This is a genomic window from Streptomyces sp. NPDC004111 (assembly GCF_042874215.1).
Taxonomy (GTDB): Bacteria; Actinomycetota; Actinomycetes; order Streptomycetales; family Streptomycetaceae; genus Streptomyces.
Genome location: NZ_JBIAMU010000001.1, coordinates 239,044 through 262,425, shown reverse-complemented (window position 1 = coordinate 262,425; position 23,382 = coordinate 239,044). Strand labels below are relative to the sequence as shown.

Genomic DNA, 23,382 nt, shown 5'->3' with positions numbered 1-23,382 from the left:
CCTGGGTGTGCGCCGGCTCGCGCTGTCCCTGCTGGTCAGGTGAGTGGCGGCATCGCCGTCGTAGAAGTCGAGTCGACCCGGACCATCACGAAAGGTCGAAGGGGGCGGGGGAGCGGCCTTCCCAGATCTGGCGGGATGCCTGTTCGGGGTAGGGCAGTGTCTTCGACTCGGTGTCCAGGACGCGGGTGAGACGTTCGTGGGGCCGGTGGGCGGGCCAGCCCGCGTCGCCGGTGGTGACGAAGCGTACCCATGTCTCCTGGAGTTCGCGGGAGAGTACGCGGGCTTCGGGAGTCGGCTCCTCGCCGATGAGCTGGGTGCCGACGGGGCTGTCCAGCGTGCCGAACGCCAGAGGCATGTCGAGGCTGTGGCAGGCGCCCATGATGCCGCCGAGGGCCGGGGCGATCCAGCAGAGTTCGAAGAGGTACGAGGTGCCGCCGGCTGCGGCGTTCGCCTCGGCCAGCTTCTGCGACGGCATGCGGAAGAGGGCGTCGGAGTACACCGTCTCCACCAGCTCCTCCGGGCCCGCCTGCGGGAACGCGGCACGGTACGCCCGTGCACCGTCCGGTTGCGGGGCGAGCAGCTCCAGCGCTGCGTCGGCGTCCCCCTCGGTGAAGGTGCCGTACAGTCCGCTCACGACGCTGAAGTACCGGAACTCGTCCCGGGCGTGGCCGACGAGCAGTTCGGTCCCGCTCGCGTGCGCGCCGGTCAGCGCGGACCAGGGTGTTTCCGGGAGGACCTCGCCGTCGACGACGGGGCACAGCGCGGTACCGGTCTCGGTGAGGCGTCCCCAGCTCTCCCGGTGCGCGTGGAGGCCGGCGTTGAAGGAGGTGAGCTCGGCGGCCAGGTGCCACGGGTCGATGTCGCGCAGGGCCTCGGCGGTGGGGGCCGCCGCGCCCAGCCGGTCCGTGAACGCGGCGGTGACCTGCCGTGCCAGCGCGGGGGTGCTGTACAGCCCCGGCACCGAATGGGCGATCGCCCGCCGGAACAGGCCGCGCGCGGACTTCATCGTCAGCAGGGCGGCGACCGAGCCTGCCCCGGCGGACACCCCGCCCACGGTGACCCGGCCGGGGTCGCCTCCGAAGGCGGCGATGTTGCGCTGTACCCACTCCAGCGCCGCGATCTGGTCGAGGAAGCCGCGGTTGGGCGGTACGTCGTCGAGGAACGTGAATCCCTCTGCGCCCACCCGGCAGTTGATGGTCACCACGACGACTCCCGCCTCGGCCAGTGCTGCCGGGTCGAACATCGGGTCGCTCGACGCCGCCGAGAGGTAACCGCCCACGGGGATCCACACCAGCACCGGCAGTCCCGCCGCTCCGGGATCCGGAGTGCCGACGTTGAGCGTCAGCCAGTCGGTGCCCTGCGGGGATACGTCGATCGGCAGGGACAGCGGCACCGCGGGGCCGAACTCGACCGCCTGCCTCGTTCCCTCCCAGCGTCGCGGCGGCGCGGGCGCGGCGAAGCGGAGCGCTCCGACCGGGGGCCGGGCGTAGGGGATGCCGCGGAACACCGCGTGCCCCTGCCGCCGGAGCCCCTGCACCACGCCTTCCGTGGTCCGCACCTTCGGCTGTTCGGACATGACGACTCCTTCCCTCGGGTGGACCCCAGTTTTTATGGGTCATGTGTATTATGTCGACTGTATTGGAATAGTCCAGAGCGCGAGGGAGCGGTCGGCGATGCCGAAACAGGTGGATCACCAAGGGCGCCGCGAAGCGATCGCCCGCGCACTGTGGCGGGTGGTGGAACGGCGCGGCGTCACCCAGCTGACGATGCGCGTGGTGGCGCAGGAGGCGGGCATGTCACTCGGGCAGCTGCAGCACTACTTCGCCTCCCGGACCGCCATGCTCTCCTTCGCCATGGACTTCGCGTCCGAGCAGACCTCGGTGCGCGTGCAACAGGGGCTCGAAAAGCTCGGGCCCCGTCCGCACCCCCGTGACGTGCTGCGGCTGACGCTCGCGGAAATGCTCCCCCTGCACGCCGACGCCCGCGCGACCAGCCGGATGAGCGCCGCCTACGTCCTGGAGGCGCTGCACGACCGGACCGTGCACGAGCAGGCACGCCGCGGTCTCGTCCAAGGGCGTTCGCTCGTCGAGCAGTTGGTCCGCCAGGCGATCACCGACGGGCACATCGACTCCGCCCGCGACCCGGCGACCGAGACCAACCTGCTCCTCGCCCTCACCGGCTTCACCCCCCTGATCGAACTCGACGTGATCGAACCCCAGGAGGCGCTCGCCGCGATCGACGTACATCTGGATCGGCTGTTCAGCAGTACGTGAGCTGCTCCCGGACGGGGGCAGGTGGGGGCACCATCAGCTCTGGCGGGGGTCTGGCGCCTGGCATCGGTCGGTGCCGGTCAGGGCGTTGTCCTTGCCGTAGTGCAGCACGGTGTTCACCGAGTTCCAGTTCTCGGCGACGGCCAACAAGCGCCATCGAGCCACGAAGAGCGGCTCCCGGAAAGCCCGGACGTTCCTGCACACCAAAATCGGCTTGCGCTACCCGTGGGCTGCGGGGAACCTCAGGTCTCGACCGTGCGAACGGTCGGCCCGTGACCGTTGAAGCGGAAAGGAACGCCGTGGCCTCCGGCATCGGACAGCAGTTGCTGCGGCGACTCCGTGCCCGCGCCGACGTTCTCGGCGCCCCCGGGTACCTGTCGGACGACCACCTGCCCGACCGGCCGACTGTGCGGCAACTCCGCGACGCCACGGCCGCCGTTGAGTCCGCGCGTGGAAGTGGTGCTGCTGAACTGTCCCGTCTGTTGCTCGCCATTGACCGCGACGGTGACCCCGAGTTGCTTGCCGAAACCGGACAGCTCCTGCTGCGGGCATCCCCCCGCTTGTGGCTCATGCTCGATGTGGTGACACGCGGTACGTGGTGGCAGGCTCCGCGCTGGTCAGCGGACGCGGTGCAACTGCTGGTGCAAGGCGAGACCTCCCCTCTGGGACTCACGGTGGCTTCTTTCCACCCCGACGGCCACGTCCGTGAGGCCGCCGTGGTCCGTCTGGCCGAACTTGACGACATGCTGGCGCTGGCCGCGCTGACGCTGCGGGCCTCGGACTGGGTGCCGCAGGTCCGTGACCGTGCTCGATCGGCGCTCCAGGGCCACCTTGCCGAGCCCGTCGGCGCGACGTTGACTGCGGTCGCACCGGTTGCCTTGGCGCTGCGGGAACGGAGGGAGGGCCGCTGGCTGGCCGACCGTATCGAAACCGTGTTCCGAGAAGGCCCGGTGGAGATACTGACCGCTGCCCTTGCCGCACCGGACTGGCGTACCCGCCGCGCCGCACATCGGGCCGCGCTTGCCGCCGACCGGCTCGACTTGGCGCAGATGCTCCACGCCGCCGAACGCGACGGTGACCTGCCGACCCGGATTCGATGCGCCGAAGCCGCGGTGAGAGCCGCGGTCAGGGCCGGAACCGTCGGCCGGGTCCGTCCACTGCTGTCGAGTGGCACCGCAGCGGTACGTGCGGAGGCGGTGGACGTGTTGGCCCGCACGGGCGACATCGGCCCTGCCAGCGACGCGCTTGCCGACCGCAACCCGACGGCGCGGGCGGTCGCCCAGGCCGCGCTGCGCCGCGTCGGGTCCGACCCGGTGGAGCAATACCGGCGTCTCGCCAAGGAGCCCCGCCCCAAGCCAGGAGCCATCGCCGGCCTCGGTGAGACCGGGACCGCTGACGACGCCAGGACCATCTCTCCCTGGCTCAAACACCCGGAGCCCCGCGGACGGATGGAAGCGGTGCGCGCAATGCGCCGCCTGGGCGCAGCCGACCCAAGCGTTCTCTCCGGCATGCTGACCGACCCGTCCGGCGCGGTCACCCGGCAGGTCACCATCGCGCTGCACCCCTTGGCGTGCCGCCTTGACCTGCAAGGTCTCCGGGAACTCCTCACCGCCAGCAACCCGCACCACATCCGCATCGCCGCCTACCGGCTGCTACACGAACGGGACACCTGGACTCGACTGCTCATCAACCTCGAACTCGTCGCAGACCCGATGTCCTCGATGCGCGACCGAGCCCGCAACGACATCGCGACCTGGCTCACACGCGAAGCCGCCGCCACGTACTCGATGCCGCAAGGTCGTACCGCCGACGCACTGAGCAGACAACTACGCGACGCCGAAGACGTACTCGACCGGGACCGGATTCGCCTATTGCGCTTCCACCTCGGGCTGAAAGCCTCGTGAACCGCGTGAGCTCGGTTCGGTGAAGGCGTCATTCACCAAGGGCTCTTCAACTTTGGGTAGTTGATGGGCCACCGGGCAGAGATCGCACCTCTGGTCTGTGATCGGCCTGGGGTCACTGCGGCGGCGGCCCAGGTGCTCTGGAACGGGCTGCGGGTGATCTGCGTCGCCGACGGCTTCACTCCCTGCAACGTGTGCGCGGTGTGTGAGCACCGGCGCAGCATGTACCTGGTCCACTACCGCTACTTCTACTTCGTGACCGCGCGCTCGCGCCGGAAGAAGTCGCCTTCTCCATCGACCATCACCACGAACGTCGCCACAGTGGCTGTCTATCACTGCCGCCCAGGCTGGACCGGGTGAACGGTGCCTGCGTTGCAGCCGGGCGCGGCCGAAGTCACCGTGCCGACTTGACGTAGTCCGCCACGATGGGGCGTTCCGGAGCGATCAGTGTGTCCGGGATCTCGGCCACGTCGAAGAAGCGCCAGTTGCGGTTCTCGGCAATGTCCAGGGTGATGGCGACGTCTTCCGGCAGGCGGGCCGTGTAGGCGACAGTCACGTTGAAGACTTCGTCGCCGTTGGGATAGCGGTAGTAGTACTCCGGCCCCGAGTACAGCCCGAGCAGGTTCAGCTCGCCAAGGTCCAGCCCCGTCTCTTCCTTTACCTCGCGGCGACCCGTCTCCTCGAACGTTTCCCCGGGATCCATGATTCCTCCGGGAAGCCCCCAGCCACCGGTGTCCACTCGTTCCAGCAGCAGGACGCGTCCGGCGGAGTCCGTCACCACGACGGACGTTCCGGGAAAGATCAGAGGTCGGGTGCCGACCAGCCTGCGCAGGTCCGCCACGTAGTCCTTCATCGTGCTTTACCGCCCCTACTGTGCTGTCGCTGGTCGTCGTACCAGGTGTGGTTCGTCATCGGAGTGCTCGACGAGGAGAGCCAGTTCGCTTTCGGGAAGGCTTGCCCGCTGAGCGTACGGGGTCAGATGCAGGCCGCGCGGAAGTGTCCCCCGACCGCATTGGTGGCGACCCAGGATGCCGTGAGCGGGTAGCTGATGGCGCTGCTGGCCGACCTCGTGGCAGATGCTACGAGTGGCGGTTGACCGTCACCGCGCAGGTCGTCCGTGGGTGGGCGTCTCGAAGGGGCGAGGAGCGCAGCTGTGCGGCGGCTTCGTTCCCGTACCCGCCATCGGGTTCTGGCTGTGCCCTGACGAAGGGGTACGGGCCCGACGCCTGCTTCGCTGTGGAGCTACGGCAAGTTCCGGGCGAGCGGCCGAGGCATGCCTTGCGATTTCAAACCCGTCGCAGCGCCTCAAAAAAGTTCGGTACGACAGGTTCCGCGTACGCAAATCCATCTGGTAGGAAACCTTCCTAACGAGAAAGTGGAGTGCTCACCACCCCCCCACGAGTTCACTGGGAGCCCATCCATGGCATCACGCTTCGTCAACTCGACTACTGCGCATGGTGTTTCGTGCCGAGTCGCACCGGGGATGGCCGGAGTCCCGGTCTCCGCCGCACTGCTGGGCGTGCCTCAGGTCGACGCGGCTGCATCAGGCTGGACGATCCGGCGCATAGGGGGATGGCGATGAACCTGGTGTCGGGTGCGGAGAACTCCTCGCTCGACTGGAAGGCCCCGTACAAGTACATCGAGGACATCGACGACGGCCTCGGCTGCACCGTGGGGATCGTCGGCTGCTGCTCCGGCACCGGCGACAAGCTTGACCGGGTGCGGCTGTGTGCCCGCCGCAAGCCGGGCAACCTTCTTGCCAGACGCCTGCTGACCCTGGAGGACGTCAACGGCACTGACTCGCCCGCCGGTCTGGACCCGAAGCTCCCGAAGGGCCGGGCCACCGGTGCCAGGGGCAGTGCCTTCCAAAGGCCCAGAAGGACGACCGCGAGCGGGTCTACTTCCATCCCGCTATCGCTCATGCAGAAGCAGAAGGTCCGCGCGCGGTCATGCAGTGCGCGTCATACGACTGCATCGTCAACAAACGCACCTGCGTGACTTTCGAGACGCCCGCGGGGCCGAGATCCCCCTACCGGGATCCCTACAGAGCACCAGAGTCCGCACAGTGAACGACGCACCGAGAACCCATGTCGATGACAACGCTCCGTCCGTCCACCTCAGCTCCACAGGAGGCGCTCCCGTGCACACGTATACCCGTAGCCGCACCCCACTCGCCCTTGCCCTCGCCCTCAGCACCGGCATGCTCGCACTCCTCACCGGCACCTCCCAGGCCGCGCCCCGCGCCGCCACCGTTGAGGTATCCACCTCCGCCCAGCTCAAGGCGGCGCTCGCCGCGGCGGTGCCCGGCGACACCATTCACCTCGCCGACGGCACGTACACCGGCAATTTCAAGGCGACCCGAGCGGCGACCGCCGGTTCACGCATCCAGCTCACCGGCTCCGCCAGGGCGGTCCTCACCGCGAGCGGCGGCTACGGTCTCCACCTCAACGGTGCCTCGTACTGGACCGTCAGCGGTCTGACCGTGACCGGCGGCCAGAAGGGCATCATGATCGATGCCGCCCGCGGAGTCGTCGTGGACGGTGTGGTGGTCCATCGCCTCTCGATGGAGGGCGTCCACTTCCGCAAGTCCAGTGCCGACGGAATCATCAAGAACTCGCGGATCTACGACACCGGCCGCGACGGCTCGGGCATGGGAGAGGGCGTGTACGTGGGCAGCGCCAACACCCTGAGCGACAAGAGCGACAACGTCCAGATAGTCGGCAACACCATTGGCCCCGGCGTCGGCGGCGAGGGCATCGACATCAAGGAAGGCACCACCGGAGCGCGGATCATCGGCAACACCTTCGACGGAGCGGGCCTGACCGGCGCCCATTACGACGACTCCTGGGTCGACATCAAGGGCAACGACGTCCTGGTGGAGAACAACACCGGAAAGAACTCCACCAACGACGGGTACCAGACTCACACCCAGCAGGCCGGCTGGGGCTGCGGGACGGTGTTCCGGGGCAACAAGTCCACCCTGACCGGCGCCTCCGGGGCAACTCAGCTGGCAATCAACGTCACCAACAACAGCGCCAGTTGCCGGACCACGGTCCACCGTGACAACACGGTGACCGGAGGCAAGGGACTGACGAACATTCCCGTGACGCCGTAGGCGGCCGATCTCTGGCGAGGTGGGCCTTGGCCGAGCCCCCAAACGAAACCTCCTCCACCTTCGAACTGTGCTTTGTGAGCGACATCCCCAGCGTCGCTGCGCCCAGTCGTCTCGTAGAGGGGGGCGTGTCCGGCCTGCGGAAGGTTCTCTGGTTGCAGGGCGACCGCGTGGTCCACATCGCCCGTGTGGACGTTGGGTGAGTCATCGGCCGCTGTTCTCCGTCGGCCGGAGGTCGCACTGGCTGGTCCAACAGCGGACACCCCGGCTGGTCCGCTGTCCGGACACCAGGTGGATGCGGGCCCAACTCAGGCAGCCCTCGGAGGGAGCCACGCCCATCGCAGAAGGGTGTGGCTCCGGCTGGGGCGGAGAGATGGGGGCTCGGCTGGTTCTGCCCTGAGCGGCCGGCTTGGGTGGCGGTATCGGGCCTCCTCAGCCACGTCGGGCGCCTGTTCAGCCCACTCGATGAGTGATTCGAAGATCCTTCAGCAACACGCTCCGGCCCGACCAGGACTCATTGCTTACGCGTACCGCGAAGCGCCGCCCATTGGTCAGACGGGATCAGTGAACGAGATCGGTTTGCCGGCGGCGTGGGCATATGCGATCTCCCTGCTCGTGGACTCACCGATATACCCACCTGGGTTGACGACCAGCACCCGATCGGCCAGGTCGATCTTGCGCAGGTGAAGGGCACCCAGCGCGATCTTCTGCTCGTCGGTGATCGACTCGTTTGCTTCGGCCGGCGCGACGACGATAACACCTGCGAAGGTCAGATCACGGTTCGCTGCACGCATCTCGTCCACGAACCGGGTCGAGCCGCAGATACAGACGATCTCAGGTCGGTCGGGCACAGCTCAGTCCTTCTGTCGCACGGGAACCGTCACAGTGGACGATGACATCACGCGGCGAATGCCGGGCGGAGTACGGGGGCAGCGGGCCTCGCCGGTTGGGCCCTGCTGAGCTGAATGCGCTCGGCCAGTCACCGGGCTCGCCGGATTTCGTGCTGTGGCGCGGCTGGACCGGGCCCGCAGTGGCACCGTGCACACCCGGTCGATTCGGGCGGGCCGCCACTGGCGGCCCGCGCCTCGACGTCCGGCGGTGCGATACGTACCGGGGTCAGTGCCCGGGGCAGGGCAGGGCGTGGAAGGGCAGTGCAGCGGTGCGCGCAGTTCTGCTTTCCGCCACTCTGTGTTCACTCACATGTTCCATTCCGGCAAAGGGTGCGCGGCCCACTGTTCGGGCGGCCGGTCCCTTGGGTCCCTCAATTGCGGATGTGGGGGCCCGCGGGAGGGGAATGTCGTTGCTTTGAGATCAGCGGCATGGAACGCACCGTGGGTGCTGCGCATCCTTAACAACTGCACCAAGAGGTGTGAGCCATGCAGTCCTGGACAGAGAAGTGAGCACCACCATGAGCGCGTCCCCCGTCACCGCCTCAGTGCCCGCAACGGGCGGAAGAGCCTGGGTCCACGCGACGGCGTCGGCCTTCGTCGGAGGAATTCTTCTCGGCATCCTGACCAATCTGGCCCAGGGCTGGCTTCCGAACCCGTGGGATCAGATCGCCAACTCCGGTGCGGTCTGGTCCGTCTCCGCGTTCGTCGCGGGCGCGCTGCTGGCCCGGAAGGTCAGCCTGCCCGCCGCCGCTGTTGCGGGTCTGCTGGCCGAGTCAGGGCTCGTCGTCGGGTACTACGGCTACGCGGAGTTCGGACGCGACGGCATGGGCTCCCTGTTCGCGCCCCTGGTCTGGGTCGGTATGGCGTTCATCGCCGGCCCTCTGTTCGGGGTGGCGGCCGTGTGGTGGCGGGGGGAGAGCCCGCGCCGCCGTGTCATCGGCCTTGCCGCCCTGGCCGGGGTGTTCGGCATGGAAGGCCTCCACTACGCCTGGGTTCTGCAGTACGCCCCCCAGGCATGGGCCTGCCTCGCCGTCGCGGTGCTCGTGCCGCTGTTCATGGGGCGCACCCACAAAGAACGCGGACTGACGCTCCTGGCCACCGTCCCCGTCTCCTTCCTGGCCTACCTCGTCATCGACAAGCTGATCCTGACGCCGCTCCTCGGCGGGTAGGCACATCGACGGGAGTGATGAGGAGCGGGGGCGCCCGAAGCCATAGGAGGTGGCTTCGGGCGCCGCTTCGGTCGTACGGCCGCAGCGGGGGCACGCGGGCAGTTGTTGGAGAAGCCGGAGGGCGTTGCGGCAACCTCCACCGCCGCGGATGAGGAAGCCTGGATCGCTCTCGCGCATCCGGCACAGGGTGCACACACCGCTGTGGCGGACCCGGCGGCAGGTCCAGAGGCGAGTTCGACGCAGGTGTGGCGGACGTTGGCGGGCGGCGGATGCCGGTTGGCCGGGCAGGCGCTTGTCGAGGCCGGTGCAGCTCCGTACCGTGGCGGCGGCCGATTGTCCGGACGTTCGGGGGAACTGGAATGGGGCGCCGGGAGAAGCCCGTTGACCCGGGGGCCGGCCCGGTGCAGGAGTTCGCCTTCGCGTTGCGTGAACTCCGCCGGGACGCCGGGGGGATGTCGTATCGGCAGATGGCGGGGGAGAGCCGCTATTCGGTGACCGCTCTGTCCCAGGCGGCGGCCGGCGAGAAGCTGCCGTCCCTCGCGGTCACACTCGCCTACGTGCGGGCCTGTACGGGGGATGCGGAGGAATGGGAGCGGCGCTGGCGCGAAACCGCCGCTCGGGAGGCGGAACACCTTCTTCGCACGGCGGACGGGACGACCGACGCGCCGTACCGCGGCCTGGCCCGTTTCGAGCCCGACGACGAGGGTCTCTTCTTCGGCCGTGAACGCGACACCGCCGAACTGGTGGAGCGGGTGGGACGGCACCGGCTGACAATGCTGCTCGGGCCGTCCGGCAGCGGGAAGTCGTCCCTGCTGCGGGCGGGCCTCGTTCCCCATCTGCGCCGGGTGGCCGACCCAGGGGCGCGTCCGGCCGCGGTGCGCATCCTCACCCCCGGCCCGCATCCGCTGCGTACCGCGGCGCAGGCACTCGTGCCCGCGGACGGCGAGGGCGACACCTGCGTGATCGTCGACCAGTTCGAGGAGGTCTTCACCCTCTGCCACGACTCCGACGAGCGGGACCGGTTCATCGCGCTGCTGCTGGCCGCGCGGGCCGCGGGCAGTCGGCTGCGTGTCGTGCTCGGCGTTCGAGCGGACTTTTACGCCCGCTGCCTGAACCACCCCGAACTCGCCGCGGTGGTGGCCGAGTCCAGCATGGCGGTGGGGCCGATGGGCGCCGCCGGCCTGCGGGCGGCCATCGTCAAACCGGCTCAGGCGCACGGGCTCGTCGTGGAACGCGCGCTCACGGACATCCTGGTCAGAGAGGTCGCACAGGAGCCCGGCAGCCTGCCCCTGCTCGCGCACGCGCTGCTGGAGACCTGGCGCCGTCGGCGCAGCCGGTCCCTGACACTGCGGGCGTACGAAGCGGCCGGCGGCATCCACACCGCCCTCGCCCGTACCGCGGAAGAGCTCTACGCGGGTCTGACCCCCGTACAGGCGTCGCACGCGCGGCGGATCCTGCTGCGCCTGATCACACCCGGTGAGGGAACGCCGGACACGCGCAACCCCGAGTCCCGGGCCGCGCTCCACACCACCGACCCGGACATCACGGACGCCGTACTCGAGCGGCTGGCCGGCGCCCGGCTCATCACCATGAACGACAGCACCGTCGACCTGGCGCACGAAGCCCTGATCACCGCCTGGCCCCGGTTGCAGCAGTGGACGGCGCAGGACCGGGAGCGCCTGGTCGCGCACCGCCGGCTCACCGAGGCCGCTCGTGCCTGGGTTCTGCTGGACCGGGACCCCGGCGCCCTGTACCGGGGCACGCTGCTGTCGGTGGCGGACGAGCTCCTCAACCCCGCGCGGCATCCCGGCGTGCTGACCGAGTGCGAGCACTCCTTCCTGGCGGCGAGCCTCGCGGAGCGCGACCGGGAAAGGGCGCGTGCAGCGCGCGCGACCCGCGTCCTGCGCGGTCTGACGGTCACGCTGGCCCTCCTCCTGGTGTTGGCCCTGACGGCAGGCGTGATGGCGTGGCGACAGAGCAGGACCAACGACGAGCAGCGCATCAGGGCGACGGCACAGCGGCTGGCCGCGGTCGCGGACGGCCTGCGCTTCAGCGACCCGCAGCTGGCGATGCGCCTGAGCGTGGCCGCCTGGCGTGTCAGCGAGACGCCCGAAACACGTTCCGCCCTCCTGTCCGCGCTGGGCCAGAAGGAGACAGCGGCCTTCCAGGTACCGGTGACGGGTGATCCGGAGGAGCTGGCCCTCAACAAGGACGGCCGTACGCTCATGGCCCGCAACGGCGGACAGCTCGTCGTCTGGGACACGACCACCCGTCGGCAACGGAAGGTGGCCGTCGGGCCGGAAGCCTCCGCCAGCGGACTCAGCGGGGACGGCAAGAGGGTCGCGGTGCAGGACATCTCCGGTTTCACACAGGTGTGGGACCTCACCGCCCTCAAACCTGTCGGCAAGCCCTTCCGCACGGCCTGGGGCAGCCTCGCCCTCGATGCCCACGGCAGCACTCTGCTGGCCACCGGTTTCAGCCCCGTAGGGGAGGACGGCAACGGCTTGCTGGAGCTGTGGGACGCCGGGCGGCGGCAGCTCATCACCCGCAGGCCGGCCGACCCCAACGCGCGAGCGGTGGTCCACGGCCGGATCCTGGCCGCGTGTCCGGACAAGCCGGGGGCCCTGCTCCTGTGGAACACCGGCACCGGGGGACCCCACCTCCCCGGGCGCAGCATCTCCGGCGCGACCTGTCGGCGAGGTGCCCCGGTACTCGCCGGGGGGACGGCCGCGCTGATCCGCGGCAGCGGCGTGGACCGGTGGGACCTGAAGACCGGACGTCCACTGCCGACCCTGAGCCAACCCGCCGCGGACGGCACCGGGCCGGAGTCCGGGGAGGCCGACTCGGTGACCCCGCTGACGGAGATCACTTCCAGTGACGACGGGCGGTTCCTCGCCGCGACGAGCGCGGCAGCCATCGTGCTGTGGCGCACCGACCAGCCCGAGCGTCCCCTGTGGCGGTACTCCCTGGACAGCGACCACGCCACCCAGCTGCGCCTCGACATGACCGCGCGAGTGATCCGCTACCTGGGACGGGGCGGCCCCACCGGGACGACCGTGCGCACGCTCGACATCGCACCCGCGGTGGCCTCCTCGTGGCAGCGTGGTGCAGGAGAGAACAGGGGGTTCCTGAGCGCGGACAGCCGGTTCCTGGCGACGGCGAGCAGCGACCACCACACCGTGAAACTCGCGCTGACCGACCTCCGGAACTCCACAGGCCCGCAGGCCGTGGCCACCGTTCCCGAGATCGTCCCCGACCCCTACTCCGCGGCCACGGTGCTGGGCACCGGTCTCCCCGTCTCGCTCGGCGCGGACGGCAGTGTGCTGGCCTACGGCACCCGGAGCAGGCCGGGCAAGGGGTTCGCCGACCGGGTGCACCTGTGGAGCAGCACGACGCGCACACCGGTCCGAACACCGTTGCCCACAGCGCCATTTCAGTCCCTCGCCCTGAGCCCGGACGCGCACTTCCTCGTGACGTCGACGGAGGGCAGCACCGAGGTGCGGGACCTGCGCCGGTCGAGAACCAGGGCTGTTCCCGTCAGTGGCATGGGCGGAGTCGCCTTTCGGCCCGACAACGAACTCGCCGTCCTGGTCGCCGCGGGCGGAGACGCACACCTCGTTCCGCTGCGATCGGACGAGCGGCCCCGAAGGCTGCCGATCGGCTCGTACCTCACCGCGCCCGTCTTCAGCCCGGACAGCCGCTTCCTGGCCGTGGGCGACGTACTGGGACAGGTCGGCCTGTGGGACGGAGCTGCGGCCAAGCGCCTGCACCTGCTGGCCGGCACCCGGGGAGGCTCGGTGCGCGGACGTGCGGAAGCGGTGACCGCGCTGGGCTTCACCGCCGACGGATCGCTCCTCGCCGTCGCGGGAGCGGACGGCACCCTCCAGGTGTGGGACACCGCCTCCGGGGAGCAGATCGGTGCGGGGCTGGTCACTCCCGGAGACCGGATCACCTCGGTGTCCTTCGCGCCCGGCGGGGACGTGGTGTACGCGGCAGGCGCCCGTACGCCGTTGCAGCGCTACGAGATCGGTACGGGAAGTACCGCACAGGCCGTATGCCGGCGGGCCCAAGGCGGACTCCCGCGCGCGGACTGGGCCGCCCGACTGCCCGAAGTGCCCTACCGGCCCACCTGCTGACGGGGCCCCGGCCGCGCCGGGACTCGCGGCCGGATCGCGCGCCTATTCGGGCGGAGGGGTGTTGAAGTCCCAGAACGCGCCCCTGGTCGCAGCCCCGGCAATCCCGTCCGGCACCAGGCGGTAGCCGCCCCAGTAGGTGAGGTGCAGCTGAAGCCCCGCGACGGTCCGCGGGCCGACGATCCCGTCCAGGGCGTCATGCTCGAACCGGAACGCGCGCTGCGCCGCTGTCCAGCTCCTGATGCTCAGCTGCCCGTCGACCGGACCCGCGTCCTGGCCCAGCGCGTGCAGCCAGGACTGCCAGTTCCTCGCCCGCACCGGGTCCAGCCCCAGACTCTCCGCCGGGGCACCGCAGCTCTCTTCCTCGGCGCCCGGCGGTGCGACAGCGGGCGGATCGCCCACGGGCCGTCCACGGGCACTCGCCAGGACCGTGCTCACACGTCCGGCGAGGCCGAAGGCGCTGGAGCGGACCTCGACCAGAAGGGATCGCACGACGCCGTACTCCTTCGCGGTGCCGGAGGTGTGACACCTCCCGGGTGGCTGGGACACCAGTGCACCGCGCCGTGCGGTTGTTCATCAGCCCGGTTCAGGGCGGCGAACAATCGGATGCATGCGATGTGGGGAGGCGGAGACGCGGGGAGGCGGACACGTTCGTGCCTGGGCCCGTGTTCGGGGAAGCCGGCGCCCCCGGTCGTGTCGCGTGCTCGGCCAGGGCGCCGGCCCCGGTCACCGGAGGGCCGCGCAGGCGCCGGCCAGGACCGCGGCGAGAGTGAGCGTGGCCGTGAAGGCCACGGCCGCGCGGGTCAGGGCGGCGGGATAGCCGGCGCCGTCCAGTCGGGCCAGCTTCGCCGCGCCCGCAGCGGCGAGCACGGCGACGACGAGCACCAGGGCGAGGGCGAGCAGGAAGGTGGTGAGGTTCATGAGGGTCCTCCGCGGTCCGGTCGGCCGGATGCCGACGACCGGAACAGTCGCGGTTTCGGTGTTCACCGCAGTGCGCTCGGGACGATCCTGAACAATGCGGTGCACAGGTGAACACAGCGCAGGGGAGCGGGAGATGGCCATGACGCCGGAGGAAGCGCGCGCGGAGCTGCGCCACCAGGTGGAGCGTGCCCGGAACGCCGCAGGGCTGTCCAAGAAGGTGCTGGCCGAGCGCACCGGCCAGGGGCGCGTGAAGATCTCGCGGACCACGGTGCAGCAGTTCTTCCGGCCCGACGGGCCGCTCCCGAGCGCCGACACCGTGATGGCCCTCGCGGCCGTCCTGAGGATCGACGGGCAGGCCCTGCTCGACCTCCGGGACCTCGCCGCCGCCCGAAAGGACGGCTCCGGCCCGTCCTCGGACCGCGCCTCGTACGACAACGGCCGCGCGCGGCAGGCGACGGCCGAGGCGCGGCTGATCGGGCCGATTCCGCCAGCCGCGCGCTCCTTCCAACTCCGCGCGGAGAAAGAGAAGTTACACCGTTTGCTGGCCGGTGGCGGCACCGCCGTACTGTACGGACGACCCGCGGCCGGGGGCGTGCTGGTCGGGCTGGGCGGAGTCGGCAAGTCGCAGCTCGCCGCCGACTACGCCCGCACGGCCCTGGTGGCGGGGACGGTGGACCTGGTGGTGTGGGTGACCGCGGCCAACCGGCCCGCGATCGTGGACCGCCTGGCCCAGGCCGCCCGGGACCTGTGCGCCCCCGACCTGGACGACCCGGAACAGGCGGCCCAGGCCTTCCTGTCCTGGCTCACCCCGAAGCGTTCGGCGGCCGTACCCGTGCGGTGGCTGGTGGTGCTGGACGACCTCACCCGCCCCGAGGACCTGCACGGGCTGTGGCCGCCGGACAGCCCGCACGGGCGCACCCTGGTCACCACCCGCCGACAGGACGCCGCCCTGGCCGGTCCCGGCCGCTCCCGCCTGGAGGTCGGGCTCTTCAGCCCTCAGCAGTCCGTCGCCTACCTCACCGAAACCCTCACGGCGTACTCCTACCCGCAGTCCGACGACCCCGGCGAACTCCTGTCCCTGGCCGCGGACATGGGACATCTGCCGCTGGCGCTGTCCCAGGCCGCCGCCTACCTCGCGGACACCGGCACCACCATCACCGCCTACCGGCAGGCACTCGCCGACCGGGCCACCGCACTGAGCGAACTCGCCCCGGACCTCCTGCCCGACCAGCAGCCGCACACCGTCGCCGCGGCGTGGGACCTGTCCATCGAGCACGCCGACACGCTCCGCCCCGCCGGCCTCGCCCGGCCGCTGCTGCACCTGGCATCGTTCCTCGACCCCAACGGCATCCCCGAATCCGTCCTCACCAGCGAACCCGCCCGCGCCCACCTCGCCCAGTGCCGTACGCCACAGGCCGCTCCCGAGCCGGTGAGAGTGGCCCCGTCCGAAACCGCCCCGGTCTCCGCCGCCGACACCGCACGGGCCGTCAGCGCACTACGACGCCTCAGCCTCATCACCCACACGCCCGACGAACCCGTCACCGCCGTACGCGTCCACCAGCTCCTCCAGCACGCCGTGCGCGACACCCTCTCCCCGGACCAGCACGCCCGGACCGCCCGGACCGCGGCCGACGCCCTGTTCGCCGCCTGGCCCGACTTCGAACGCGACGAGCGGCTCGGACAGGCGCTGCGCGCCAACTCCTCGGTCCTCGCCTCCTGCGCGCGGGATGCCCTGCACCGGCCCGCGGTGCACTTGGTGGTGTTCCGGTCGATCGCCAGCCTCGGCACCGAAGGCCAGCCGACCGCCGCCCGCGACCAGTGCCGACAACTCGTCGACAGGGCGACCGCCGAGCTCGGAGGCACCCACACGAGCACCCTCGACGCCCGCTGCAGCCTCGCCCACTGGACAGGAAGAGCGGGCGACGCGGCCGGGGCCGCAGCCGCCTACGCCGACCTGGCGAGCATCCCCAGCCTCAGTGCCAGGTTCACTCACGACGTGCTCACCGGCTGGGCCCGCTGGGCGGGAGAAGCAGGAGACGCGGACAAGGCCGTGGCGCTCTTCAGCAGCGTGCTGTTGGTACTGGAGGAGTCACTGGGACCGGAGCATCCCCGTACTCTTGCCGTCCGCCTCGACCTTGCCCGCTGGCGCGGGGAGGCGGGAGACGCCGCCGGGGCCGCAGCCGCCTACGCCGAACTGGTCGAGCCCATGGACCGTGTCCTGGGGCATGCCCACCCCGACACCGTCACCGTCCGCCTCGGTCTGGTCCGCATGCTGGCAGAAGCCGGGGACGGCCCCGCGGCCTTCGCGGCCCAGGCCGATCTGAAGAGGCACGTGCCGCATGTGCTGGCGGACCAGGATCCCCGGATCCCTCCCGTTGCCTACCTCGACTTCCCCCGCCTGCAGGCAGAGAAGGGGCAAGTGGGCGCGATCAAGTTCACCGATTCCGTCATCATGTCGTACATGGACAGCGAGGTGGGCGAGGACCACCCGCAGACGCTCGCCTACCGCGCCGGCTCCGCGTCGTTCCTGGGGGAGAGGGGAGACGCGGCCGGGGCCGCAGCCGCTTTTGCCGACCTGGTGCGACGTGCGGCCCGCGCGATGGGGGACGACCACCCCTTTGCGCAGCAGGCCCGGGAGAGCCTTGCCTTCTGGCAGAAGGAGGCGGAGGAACTCGACGGGGCCTTCGGGCTCTATGTCGATGTACCGGCAGACATGGCTCAGGCACTGAACGAAGCCCGGCTGCGCCCGAGGTTCGTCGGCCCCGGCCGGCGATGGCTGTTCCGGGCGTCAAGGAACGGCGGGCGATCGGGAGCCGGCAACTGAAGCCCGGCCCTCCGCACTCGTCAAGGCGGACAGCGACGAGTGAGCGCCGACGCCCGGACCGGCCGGCCCGCCCCTCACCGTGCGCCCAGACCGGCCGGCCCGCCCCTCACCGTGCGCCCGGACGGGCACCGTTCCTCGTGTCGGCCCGGGGGGCGGTCCAGGCGTCCAGCGGTAGCGGGCCGCGGTCGACGACGGTGCGGATGGAGATGGTGCTGCGTGCTTCGCGCACCGGGCCGATGGCCAGGATCCGGTCCTTGAGGACCCTCTCGAAGGTGTGCAGGTCGGGCACCGCCAGCTCCACGAAGAAGTCCGCGTTGCCCGAGGTCACATGGCAGGCGACCACGTGGGGGATCGCCTTGAGCGCGTTCTCGACCACCTCGGAGGTGGTCCGGGAGTGCTCGGTCTTGAGCATCAGGAGGACCGTCAGGCCGAGTCCGAGGCGTTCGCGGTCCAGGTCGGCGCGGTAGCCCGCGATGACGCCGTCCCGCTCCAGGGCCTTGGTGCGCCGCAGGCAGGACGTCGGCGACAGCCGGACGGCGTCGGCGAGCTCGACGTTGGAGGTCCTCCCGTGCTCCTGGAGGTGATCCAGAATCAACCGGTCAATGAGGTCATAGAGGGGCTTTGGCATAAAAGACACCGTAATGCTAAATCTGGCGCATAATCGTGCGCCAAAACGGTCCATACCCGTCCGTCACCTCATCGCATGCGGCGCGATTTGGTGCATGTTGGTCCTCGCGTCCCGGCCGAGGCCACGGGATGCGCAGCAGCCCTAGCACCTCTCTTCCTTGGACCACTCATGCACCACTTGCCGCTGGAACTGAACCGCACCGCGATGGCCGTGACGGGAGGACTCGTCCTCGACCGCGTCATCAACCGCATCGAAGCGCTGCCCGAGCGTCCCTCGGCGCCGGAGACCGCAGCGGATCGCGTCGCGTCCTTCCTGGCACCGCCGCCCGCGCGGGGAGGCGACCTGAAGCCACTGCTCGACCGGCTGGACGAGGCCGCGGACTGCGCGGTGGAGACCGCGGGCCCGGGACTCCTCGCGTACATACCGGGCGGCGGGCTCTACACCGCCGCGCTCGCCGACCTCTACACCCGCGCCGCCAACCGCTACGGCGGCCTGGCCGCGATGGCACCCGGCTTCGCCGCGCTGGAGGAGAGCGTGCTGCGCTGGATGGCGACCGAGGTGTGCGGGCTGCCGGACGGCAGCGGCGGGCTCCTGACCAGCGGCGGATCCATGGCCACGTTCACTGCCGTGGTCGCCGCCCGGCACGACCGCCTCGGCGAGGACATCGGTACGGGCACCGTGTACACCACCGCCTTCGCCCACCACTCCGTCGCCAAGGCCGCCCGGCTGGCCGGCATCAAGGAGGCTCACATACGCCTCGTGCCGTACACGGACGACCTGCGCATGGACCCGGTCGCCGCCGCCGGGATGATCGAGGCCGACCGGGCGGCCGGACTGCGGCCCTTCCTCCTGGTGGCCACGGCCGGCACCACCGACACCGGCACGATCGACCCGCTCCCGCCGCTGGCCGCCCTCGCCCAGCAGGAGAACCTGTGGCTGCACGTCGACGCCGCCTACGGAGGCTTCTTCCGGCTCACCGAGCGCGGCCGGCAGCGGTTGGCGGGCATGGAACTCGCCGACTCGATCACCCTGGACCCGCACAAGAGCCTCTTCATGCCCTTCGGCACCGGCGCCCTGGTCGTACGGGACCGCGCCGCCCTGCAAGCGGCGCACGCCGGAAGCGGCAACTACCTCCAGGACACCACGCCGGTCCCCGGCGTCCCCGACCCGGCACACCTGGGCCCCGAGCTCACCCACGAGGTCCGCGGCCTGCGCGTCTGGCTCCCGCTGCACCTGCACGGGGTGGACGCCTTCCGGGAGGCGCTCGACGAGAAGCTCGACCTGGCGGCCCACGTGCACAGCGTGCTGTCCACGCTGCCCGGCCTGGAGGTGCCGCGCACCCCGGACCTCACCTGCGTGACCTTCCGTATCCGCCCCGAGGACGACAGCCCGGCTGCCGCCCAACGGGCCGACCTGGCGGGCCGGACCCTCCTGGAGAGGATCAACGCGCATCAGCGCGTCCTGCTCTCCAGCACGGTCGTGGACGACCGCTTCACCCTGCGGCTCTGCGTCGTCTCCCACCGCACGCACCGCGACCGCATCAACGAAGCGCTCGACCTCATAGCCACCGAACTCGCGAACGTCGCAGCGCTCACGGACAGCACGAGCGCAACGCTCCACGAGCACGCGGCAGCCCTCTCGGACAGCACGACCGCAAAGCTCCACGAGCACGAAACAGTCCCGTTGCCCCGCCCGCTCCTGCCGAGCCCGCAGCACCACGTGGAACTCGCGCCCCACCCCGGCACGGACCACCGGTCCCCTGCCCGCCTCGCGGCTGACCGGTAAACCCTCCGGGCGCCGTGCACCGGGTGGGAGTGCGCGTCTCCGGTGCGGTCGCCACAGCCGCCGGGGAAGATACGGAGTGTCAACTCTCAATTGCCGTTTCTTTGCGATTAGTTGACCACAGCGAGGCGTCCCTTGATTGACTACGGCGAGCTTCACATGGGCCGGTGATTCAGCTGCGCCCTCGGACAACTGCCCTGGGGGGAAGAATGACCCGTCCGAACAAGCCCGTCCTCAACCGCCGCACCCTGCTCGGCGGGACCGCCGCAGCCGGTGTCGGTGTCGTCGTGCCCGCCGGAACCGCCGCCGCGGAAGGTGTCGGCCAGGAGCGCGGGCCCCTTGACCAGGAGGCGATCGACGCCGTCGTCCGGCGCGTCGAGGCCGGTCTCGTTGAACTGCGGCGCGACCTGCACGCCTATCCGGAGACGGCGAAGAGCGAGACCTCCGAGGGAGAGGTCGCCACGTCCCGGATCGTCGCGCACCTGCTGCGCGCCGCCGGGCTCGAAGTGACCACCGGGGTCGGCGGCTTCGGCGTCGTCGGCGTGCTGAAGGGCGCGCGGCCCGGACGTACGGTCGCCTACCGTGCCGACATGGACGCCGTACCGAAGGAGGGGATCTTCCCCGAGGCCACCCGGCCCGCCCATGTCTGTGGCCATGACGTCCACACCGCCGTCGGCGTCGGTGTCGCACAGACCCTCGCGCAGTTGCGGCACCGCCTCAGCGGCACCGTCGTCTTCTTCTTCCAGCCGGGGGAGGAGACCCTCCAGGGCGCCCGCGCGATGATCGATGCCGGTGTGCTGCGCGATTACGCACCCGAGGAGATCCACGCCCTGCACTGCGGGCCCTTCCCCGTGGGGCAGTTCGCCGTGACCCCCGGCAGCGGGCTGCCCGGACAGGACGGGATCGCCATCAAGGTGAACGGTGCCGACGCACTCGCGCGGGCCGAGCGGCTCGCCGCCGAGATCACGGAACTCAGTACCGTCGCACCACCGGAGACGTCCGCCGGCCTGGAGAAGATGGTCGCCGACGTACAGATCAAGAACGGGCCGCTGGCCAGGTTCGTCACCGTCTGGGCCGGGGCGGCGAAGGCCGAGGACACGGGGCAGGTCACGGTCTCCGGGTCGTACCGCTGCTGGCCCGAGGAGCGTTACGTCGAGGTGCGCGAGGCCGTCCGAGGGTTGGCCAAGATGTACGAGGGTGCCGTGGTCGACCTCGGCCGGGCACCTTTCCCCGCCATGGTCTGCCCGGAGCGCGACGCACTCGCTCTGGGGCGGCACCTGCGCCGTGTCCTCGGCCAGGGCGGCGTGACTGTCATGCACGCCGCCTTCCCGTTCAACGGCGAGGACTACTCGTTGTTCCTGCGCCGGATCCCGGGTACGTACTCCTTCCTCGGTGTACGCCGCCCGGGGGCCGACATCACCGAGGGGGTCCCGCACTACGGTGCCTTCGACCCCGACACCAGAGCCATCGGGGTCGGTGTCCGCGCGATGGCGGGGTGGCTCGCCGCGCGGGCGAAAGCAGCCTGACCGGCAGGGCGCACTCCGGTTCCGTACACGTCCACATGTCTCCCGCGCAGCGGACGACAGAAGTGCGCGGACGACACGTGTGTGTGGGCGACATGAGTGTGCGGGTGACATGACGGTCCGGGTGACATGAGTGTGCGGGTGACACCCTCGCCGGCCTTGGCTCGTACTGGGGCCAGTACCAGTACGTCACCCACGTCGGCTCGGCCGCCTGACCCCCACCATGACCAGCACAAGAGCTGCGGCCAACCGCACCTTCCCCTAACGAACAGCGCAGGGCCCGCCCCCGAGGAGAGTTACGGGGGCGGGCCCTGCTGCCGTTGCGTTGACGCCGCCGGGCGTTGATCTGCATGCCGGGGATCTGCATGCCGGGAATCGGATCCCCATCAACGGGGTTGGTGGGGATGAGAGCCACTATTGGAGGGTCATGCGAGCGATTCAGGTGTACGAAGTGGGCGGTCCCGAGGTGCTCCAGGAGGCCGTTGTGGACCAGCCACGGCCGGGTCCGGGCGAGGCGGTCGTGGAGGTGGCCGCATCCGGGGTCAACTTCCTCGACGTCTACCAGCGCGAGGGTCGATACGTCCTCCCGCTGCCCTTCACCCCGGGCACTGAGGGTGCCGGCACGGTCGTCGAAGTCGGGCCGGACGTGGTTGACGTCGCCGTGGGGGACCGGGTCGGTTGGGTGGAGATTCCCGGCACCTATGCCGAGCGGGCCGTCGTGGACTCCTCGCGGCTGGTTCCGCTGCCCGACGACATCGGCTTCGAGACCGCTGCCGCGGTGCTCCTGCAAGGGATGACCGCGCACTATCTCGTCACAGACGCATACCCGGTCCAGCGGGGCGACACGGTGCTCGTGCACGCGGCTGCTGGTGGCATGGGGCTTCTGTTGACCCAGCTCATCACCCACCTCGGCGGCAGAGTGATCGGCACGACGTCGACCGCGGCGAAGGCCGAGTTGGTCAAGCGTGCCGGGGCCGCCGAGGTGATCCTCTACTCCGCAGTCGAGGATCTCGCAGCCGAGGTGAGACGGCTCAACGGCGGCCAGGGACTGCCGGTTGTCTTCGACGGCGTCGGCGCGCACACCTTCGACGCGAGCCTCGCCAGCCTGCGAACCCGCGGCCATCTCGTACTCTTCGGCGCCGCAAGTGGTGCCGTGCCGCCGTTTGATCCGATGCGGCTCGCCCAGGGCGGTTCGCTGTCCCTGATCCGGCCCAGCCTCGGACACTTCATCGCCGATCGGTCCGAACTGCTGCGACGCGCCGCCGATGTGTTCGCGTGGGTGCGCGCCGAGGCGCTTGAGGTGACCGTAACGGCCCGCTACCCACTGTCCGAGGCCGCTCGGGCCCACAGCGATCTGGAGGCTCGGCGTACCACCGGCAAGCTGCTCGTCGTACCGGATGCAGCAGCTATGGGATACCGCGAGGGGACGCGCAGCTGATGCGGGGTTCCGCTGGGTGACACGGCGGGGTTACCTGGGGCCCATGCTGGGGTGCCGTCACGATGACCCGCTCAGTGCGCGGGCGTCCGCCAGAGGTTCGGTCTGCCCGCCCACCCGGCGAGGTTGAGGTTGTGCGGGCGGGCGGGAGGTGCCGAGCATGGCGCGGTGGACGCCGTCGCCGCACGGGCGGCAGTCACGCAGGATCTTGTACGTCTCCATGCGGGCGAAGGTGTGCTCGACGCGGACGTACCTGCTTGTGGGACTTGTTGCGGGCCTGTTCCCAGTCGGGCAGTTCCTCGCCCCTGCGGCGGCGGTGCGGCATGAGCGGCCCGGTGCCCGGCTGGGTGGCCGCCGTCAGCGAACGTGGTGCTCTAGCCGACGGCGGCCTTGGCGCCGGACTCGGCCCGCGCCCGAGAGCCGCGGCGGTTGCCCGGCCACCTTGTGGTCGTGGGTCGGCACCAAGGTGCCGTCCACGATCAGCACCGTGCCCTTCGCGAACCGCCTAATGGGCTGCAGCGCCAGCTTCGGCCTGAGACGGGCGATGGCGCGGTCGGCGGCGGACTTCGACGCCCCGCACACCAGGCCCAGTTGACGTAGCGTCAGGTGGGCCCGCCAGTAGGCGGCGACCAACAGCACCCGTCCTCCAGTGCCAACTTCCTCGGTCGCCCCCGGCCCGGAGCGTCGGCGCCCTCGCGGCGGAGCTGGGACACCAACTTGCCGAAGGTGCGCGGGCTCAGCCCGGTGAACGGCTCCATCCAGGACGGCACGGACGCCGTGACCACACCAGCCAC

The 23,382-nt window shown here is 70.5% G+C and carries 17 protein-coding genes and 1 pseudogene; 10 read left to right on the top strand and 8 right to left on the bottom strand.

The features are described 5' to 3' along the window. Window positions 1-85: 85 nt before the first annotated feature. Window positions 86-1,576: a carboxylesterase/lipase family protein gene (locus tag ACFYVL_RS01165; RefSeq protein WP_389240451.1), complete on the bottom strand. Its 1,491-nt coding sequence runs from the start codon at window positions 1,574-1,576 to the stop codon at window positions 86-88. Between the two features lie 97 nt (window positions 1,577-1,673). On the opposite strand from ACFYVL_RS01165, the gene ACFYVL_RS01160 reads away from it, so the two are divergent. Next, the gene (locus ACFYVL_RS01160) at window positions 1,674-2,273 is read left to right on the top strand and encodes a TetR/AcrR family transcriptional regulator (RefSeq protein ID WP_389240449.1); all 600 of its coding nucleotides are present in this window, start codon (window positions 1,674-1,676) and stop codon (window positions 2,271-2,273) included. 33 nt (window positions 2,274-2,306) lie between these two features. Here ACFYVL_RS01160 and ACFYVL_RS01155 read toward each other — a convergent pair whose 3' ends face one another. Beyond that, entirely contained in the window at window positions 2,307-2,435 is a 129-nt protein-coding gene (locus tag ACFYVL_RS01155; RefSeq protein ID WP_389240448.1) for a hypothetical protein, read from the bottom strand. A gap of 107 nt (window positions 2,436-2,542) precedes the next feature. Here ACFYVL_RS01155 and ACFYVL_RS01150 point away from each other — a divergent pair, with 107 nt between their 5' ends. After that, window positions 2,543-4,174: a hypothetical protein gene (locus ACFYVL_RS01150; protein WP_389240446.1), complete on the top strand. Its 1,632-nt coding sequence runs from the start codon at window positions 2,543-2,545 to the stop codon at window positions 4,172-4,174. A 391-nt stretch (window positions 4,175-4,565) separates the two neighbouring features. Here ACFYVL_RS01150 and ACFYVL_RS01145 read toward each other — a convergent pair whose 3' ends face one another. Further along, window positions 4,566-5,024: an NUDIX hydrolase gene (locus ACFYVL_RS01145; RefSeq protein ID WP_389240444.1), complete on the bottom strand. Its 459-nt coding sequence runs from the start codon at window positions 5,022-5,024 to the stop codon at window positions 4,566-4,568. Between the two features lie 719 nt (window positions 5,025-5,743). Between ACFYVL_RS01145 and ACFYVL_RS01140 the strand changes: the two genes are divergently transcribed. Together ACFYVL_RS01140 and ACFYVL_RS01135 are read left to right on the top strand one after the other, a co-directional pair. Further along, window positions 5,744-6,169: a chitosanase gene (locus ACFYVL_RS01140; RefSeq protein WP_389240442.1), complete on the top strand. Its 426-nt coding sequence runs from the start codon at window positions 5,744-5,746 to the stop codon at window positions 6,167-6,169. 202 nt (window positions 6,170-6,371) lie between these two features. Next, complete coding sequence (locus tag ACFYVL_RS01135) at window positions 6,372-7,286, top strand: right-handed parallel beta-helix repeat-containing protein (protein ID WP_389241291.1); 915 nt, start codon at window positions 6,372-6,374, stop codon at window positions 7,284-7,286. A 548-nt stretch (window positions 7,287-7,834) separates the two neighbouring features. Here ACFYVL_RS01135 and ACFYVL_RS01130 read toward each other — a convergent pair. Continuing rightward, complete coding sequence (locus tag ACFYVL_RS01130) at window positions 7,835-8,134, bottom strand: hypothetical protein (RefSeq protein ID WP_389240440.1); 300 nt, start codon at window positions 8,132-8,134, stop codon at window positions 7,835-7,837. Between the two features lie 557 nt (window positions 8,135-8,691). On the opposite strand from ACFYVL_RS01130, the gene ACFYVL_RS01125 reads away from it, so the two are divergent. Together ACFYVL_RS01125 and ACFYVL_RS01120 are read left to right on the top strand one after the other, a co-directional pair. After that, entirely contained in the window at window positions 8,692-9,342 is a 651-nt protein-coding gene (locus ACFYVL_RS01125) for a DUF6518 family protein (RefSeq protein WP_389240438.1), read from the top strand. Window positions 9,343-9,833: 491 nt separating this feature from the next. Continuing rightward, complete coding sequence (locus tag ACFYVL_RS01120; protein WP_389240436.1) at window positions 9,834-13,478, top strand: hypothetical protein; 3,645 nt, start codon at window positions 9,834-9,836, stop codon at window positions 13,476-13,478. A gap of 42 nt (window positions 13,479-13,520) precedes the next feature. Here ACFYVL_RS01120 and ACFYVL_RS01115 read toward each other — a convergent pair whose 3' ends face one another. Both ACFYVL_RS01115 and ACFYVL_RS01110 read right to left on the bottom strand, forming a co-directional pair. After that, complete coding sequence (locus ACFYVL_RS01115) at window positions 13,521-13,967, bottom strand: peptidoglycan-binding protein (protein ID WP_389240434.1); 447 nt, start codon at window positions 13,965-13,967, stop codon at window positions 13,521-13,523. Window positions 13,968-14,201: 234 nt separating this feature from the next. Next, entirely contained in the window at window positions 14,202-14,396 is a 195-nt protein-coding gene (locus tag ACFYVL_RS01110; protein ID WP_389240432.1) for a hypothetical protein, read from the bottom strand. A 133-nt stretch (window positions 14,397-14,529) separates the two neighbouring features. Between ACFYVL_RS01110 and ACFYVL_RS01105 the strand changes: the two genes are divergently transcribed. Then, the gene (locus tag ACFYVL_RS01105) at window positions 14,530-17,220 is read left to right on the top strand and encodes a tetratricopeptide repeat protein (RefSeq protein WP_389240430.1); all 2,691 of its coding nucleotides are present in this window, start codon (window positions 14,530-14,532) and stop codon (window positions 17,218-17,220) included. Between the two features lie 106 nt (window positions 17,221-17,326). Here the strand turns inward: ACFYVL_RS01105 and ACFYVL_RS01100 are convergent, their stop codons facing one another. Then, complete coding sequence (locus ACFYVL_RS01100; RefSeq protein ID WP_389240428.1) at window positions 17,327-17,848, bottom strand: Lrp/AsnC family transcriptional regulator; 522 nt, start codon at window positions 17,846-17,848, stop codon at window positions 17,327-17,329. 168 nt (window positions 17,849-18,016) lie between these two features. Here ACFYVL_RS01100 and ACFYVL_RS01095 point away from each other — a divergent pair, with 168 nt between their 5' ends. The 3 genes from ACFYVL_RS01095 to ACFYVL_RS01085 all read left to right on the top strand — a co-directional run bounded on the left by ACFYVL_RS01095 (window position 18,017) and on the right by ACFYVL_RS01085 (window position 22,591). Next, on the top strand, window positions 18,017-19,633 hold the full coding sequence (locus ACFYVL_RS01095; RefSeq protein WP_389240426.1) for a pyridoxal phosphate-dependent decarboxylase family protein: 1,617 nt from the start codon (window positions 18,017-18,019) through the stop codon (window positions 19,631-19,633). 206 nt (window positions 19,634-19,839) lie between these two features. Then, window positions 19,840-21,156: a M20 family metallopeptidase gene (locus ACFYVL_RS01090; protein WP_389240424.1), complete on the top strand. Its 1,317-nt coding sequence runs from the start codon at window positions 19,840-19,842 to the stop codon at window positions 21,154-21,156. A gap of 424 nt (window positions 21,157-21,580) precedes the next feature. After that, the gene (locus tag ACFYVL_RS01085; RefSeq protein ID WP_389240422.1) at window positions 21,581-22,591 is read left to right on the top strand and encodes a quinone oxidoreductase family protein; all 1,011 of its coding nucleotides are present in this window, start codon (window positions 21,581-21,583) and stop codon (window positions 22,589-22,591) included. A 71-nt stretch (window positions 22,592-22,662) separates the two neighbouring features. On the opposite strand, the pseudogene ACFYVL_RS01080 reads toward ACFYVL_RS01085, so the two are convergent. Further along, window positions 22,663-23,382 (bottom strand): annotated as a pseudogene (locus tag ACFYVL_RS01080) (transposase family protein).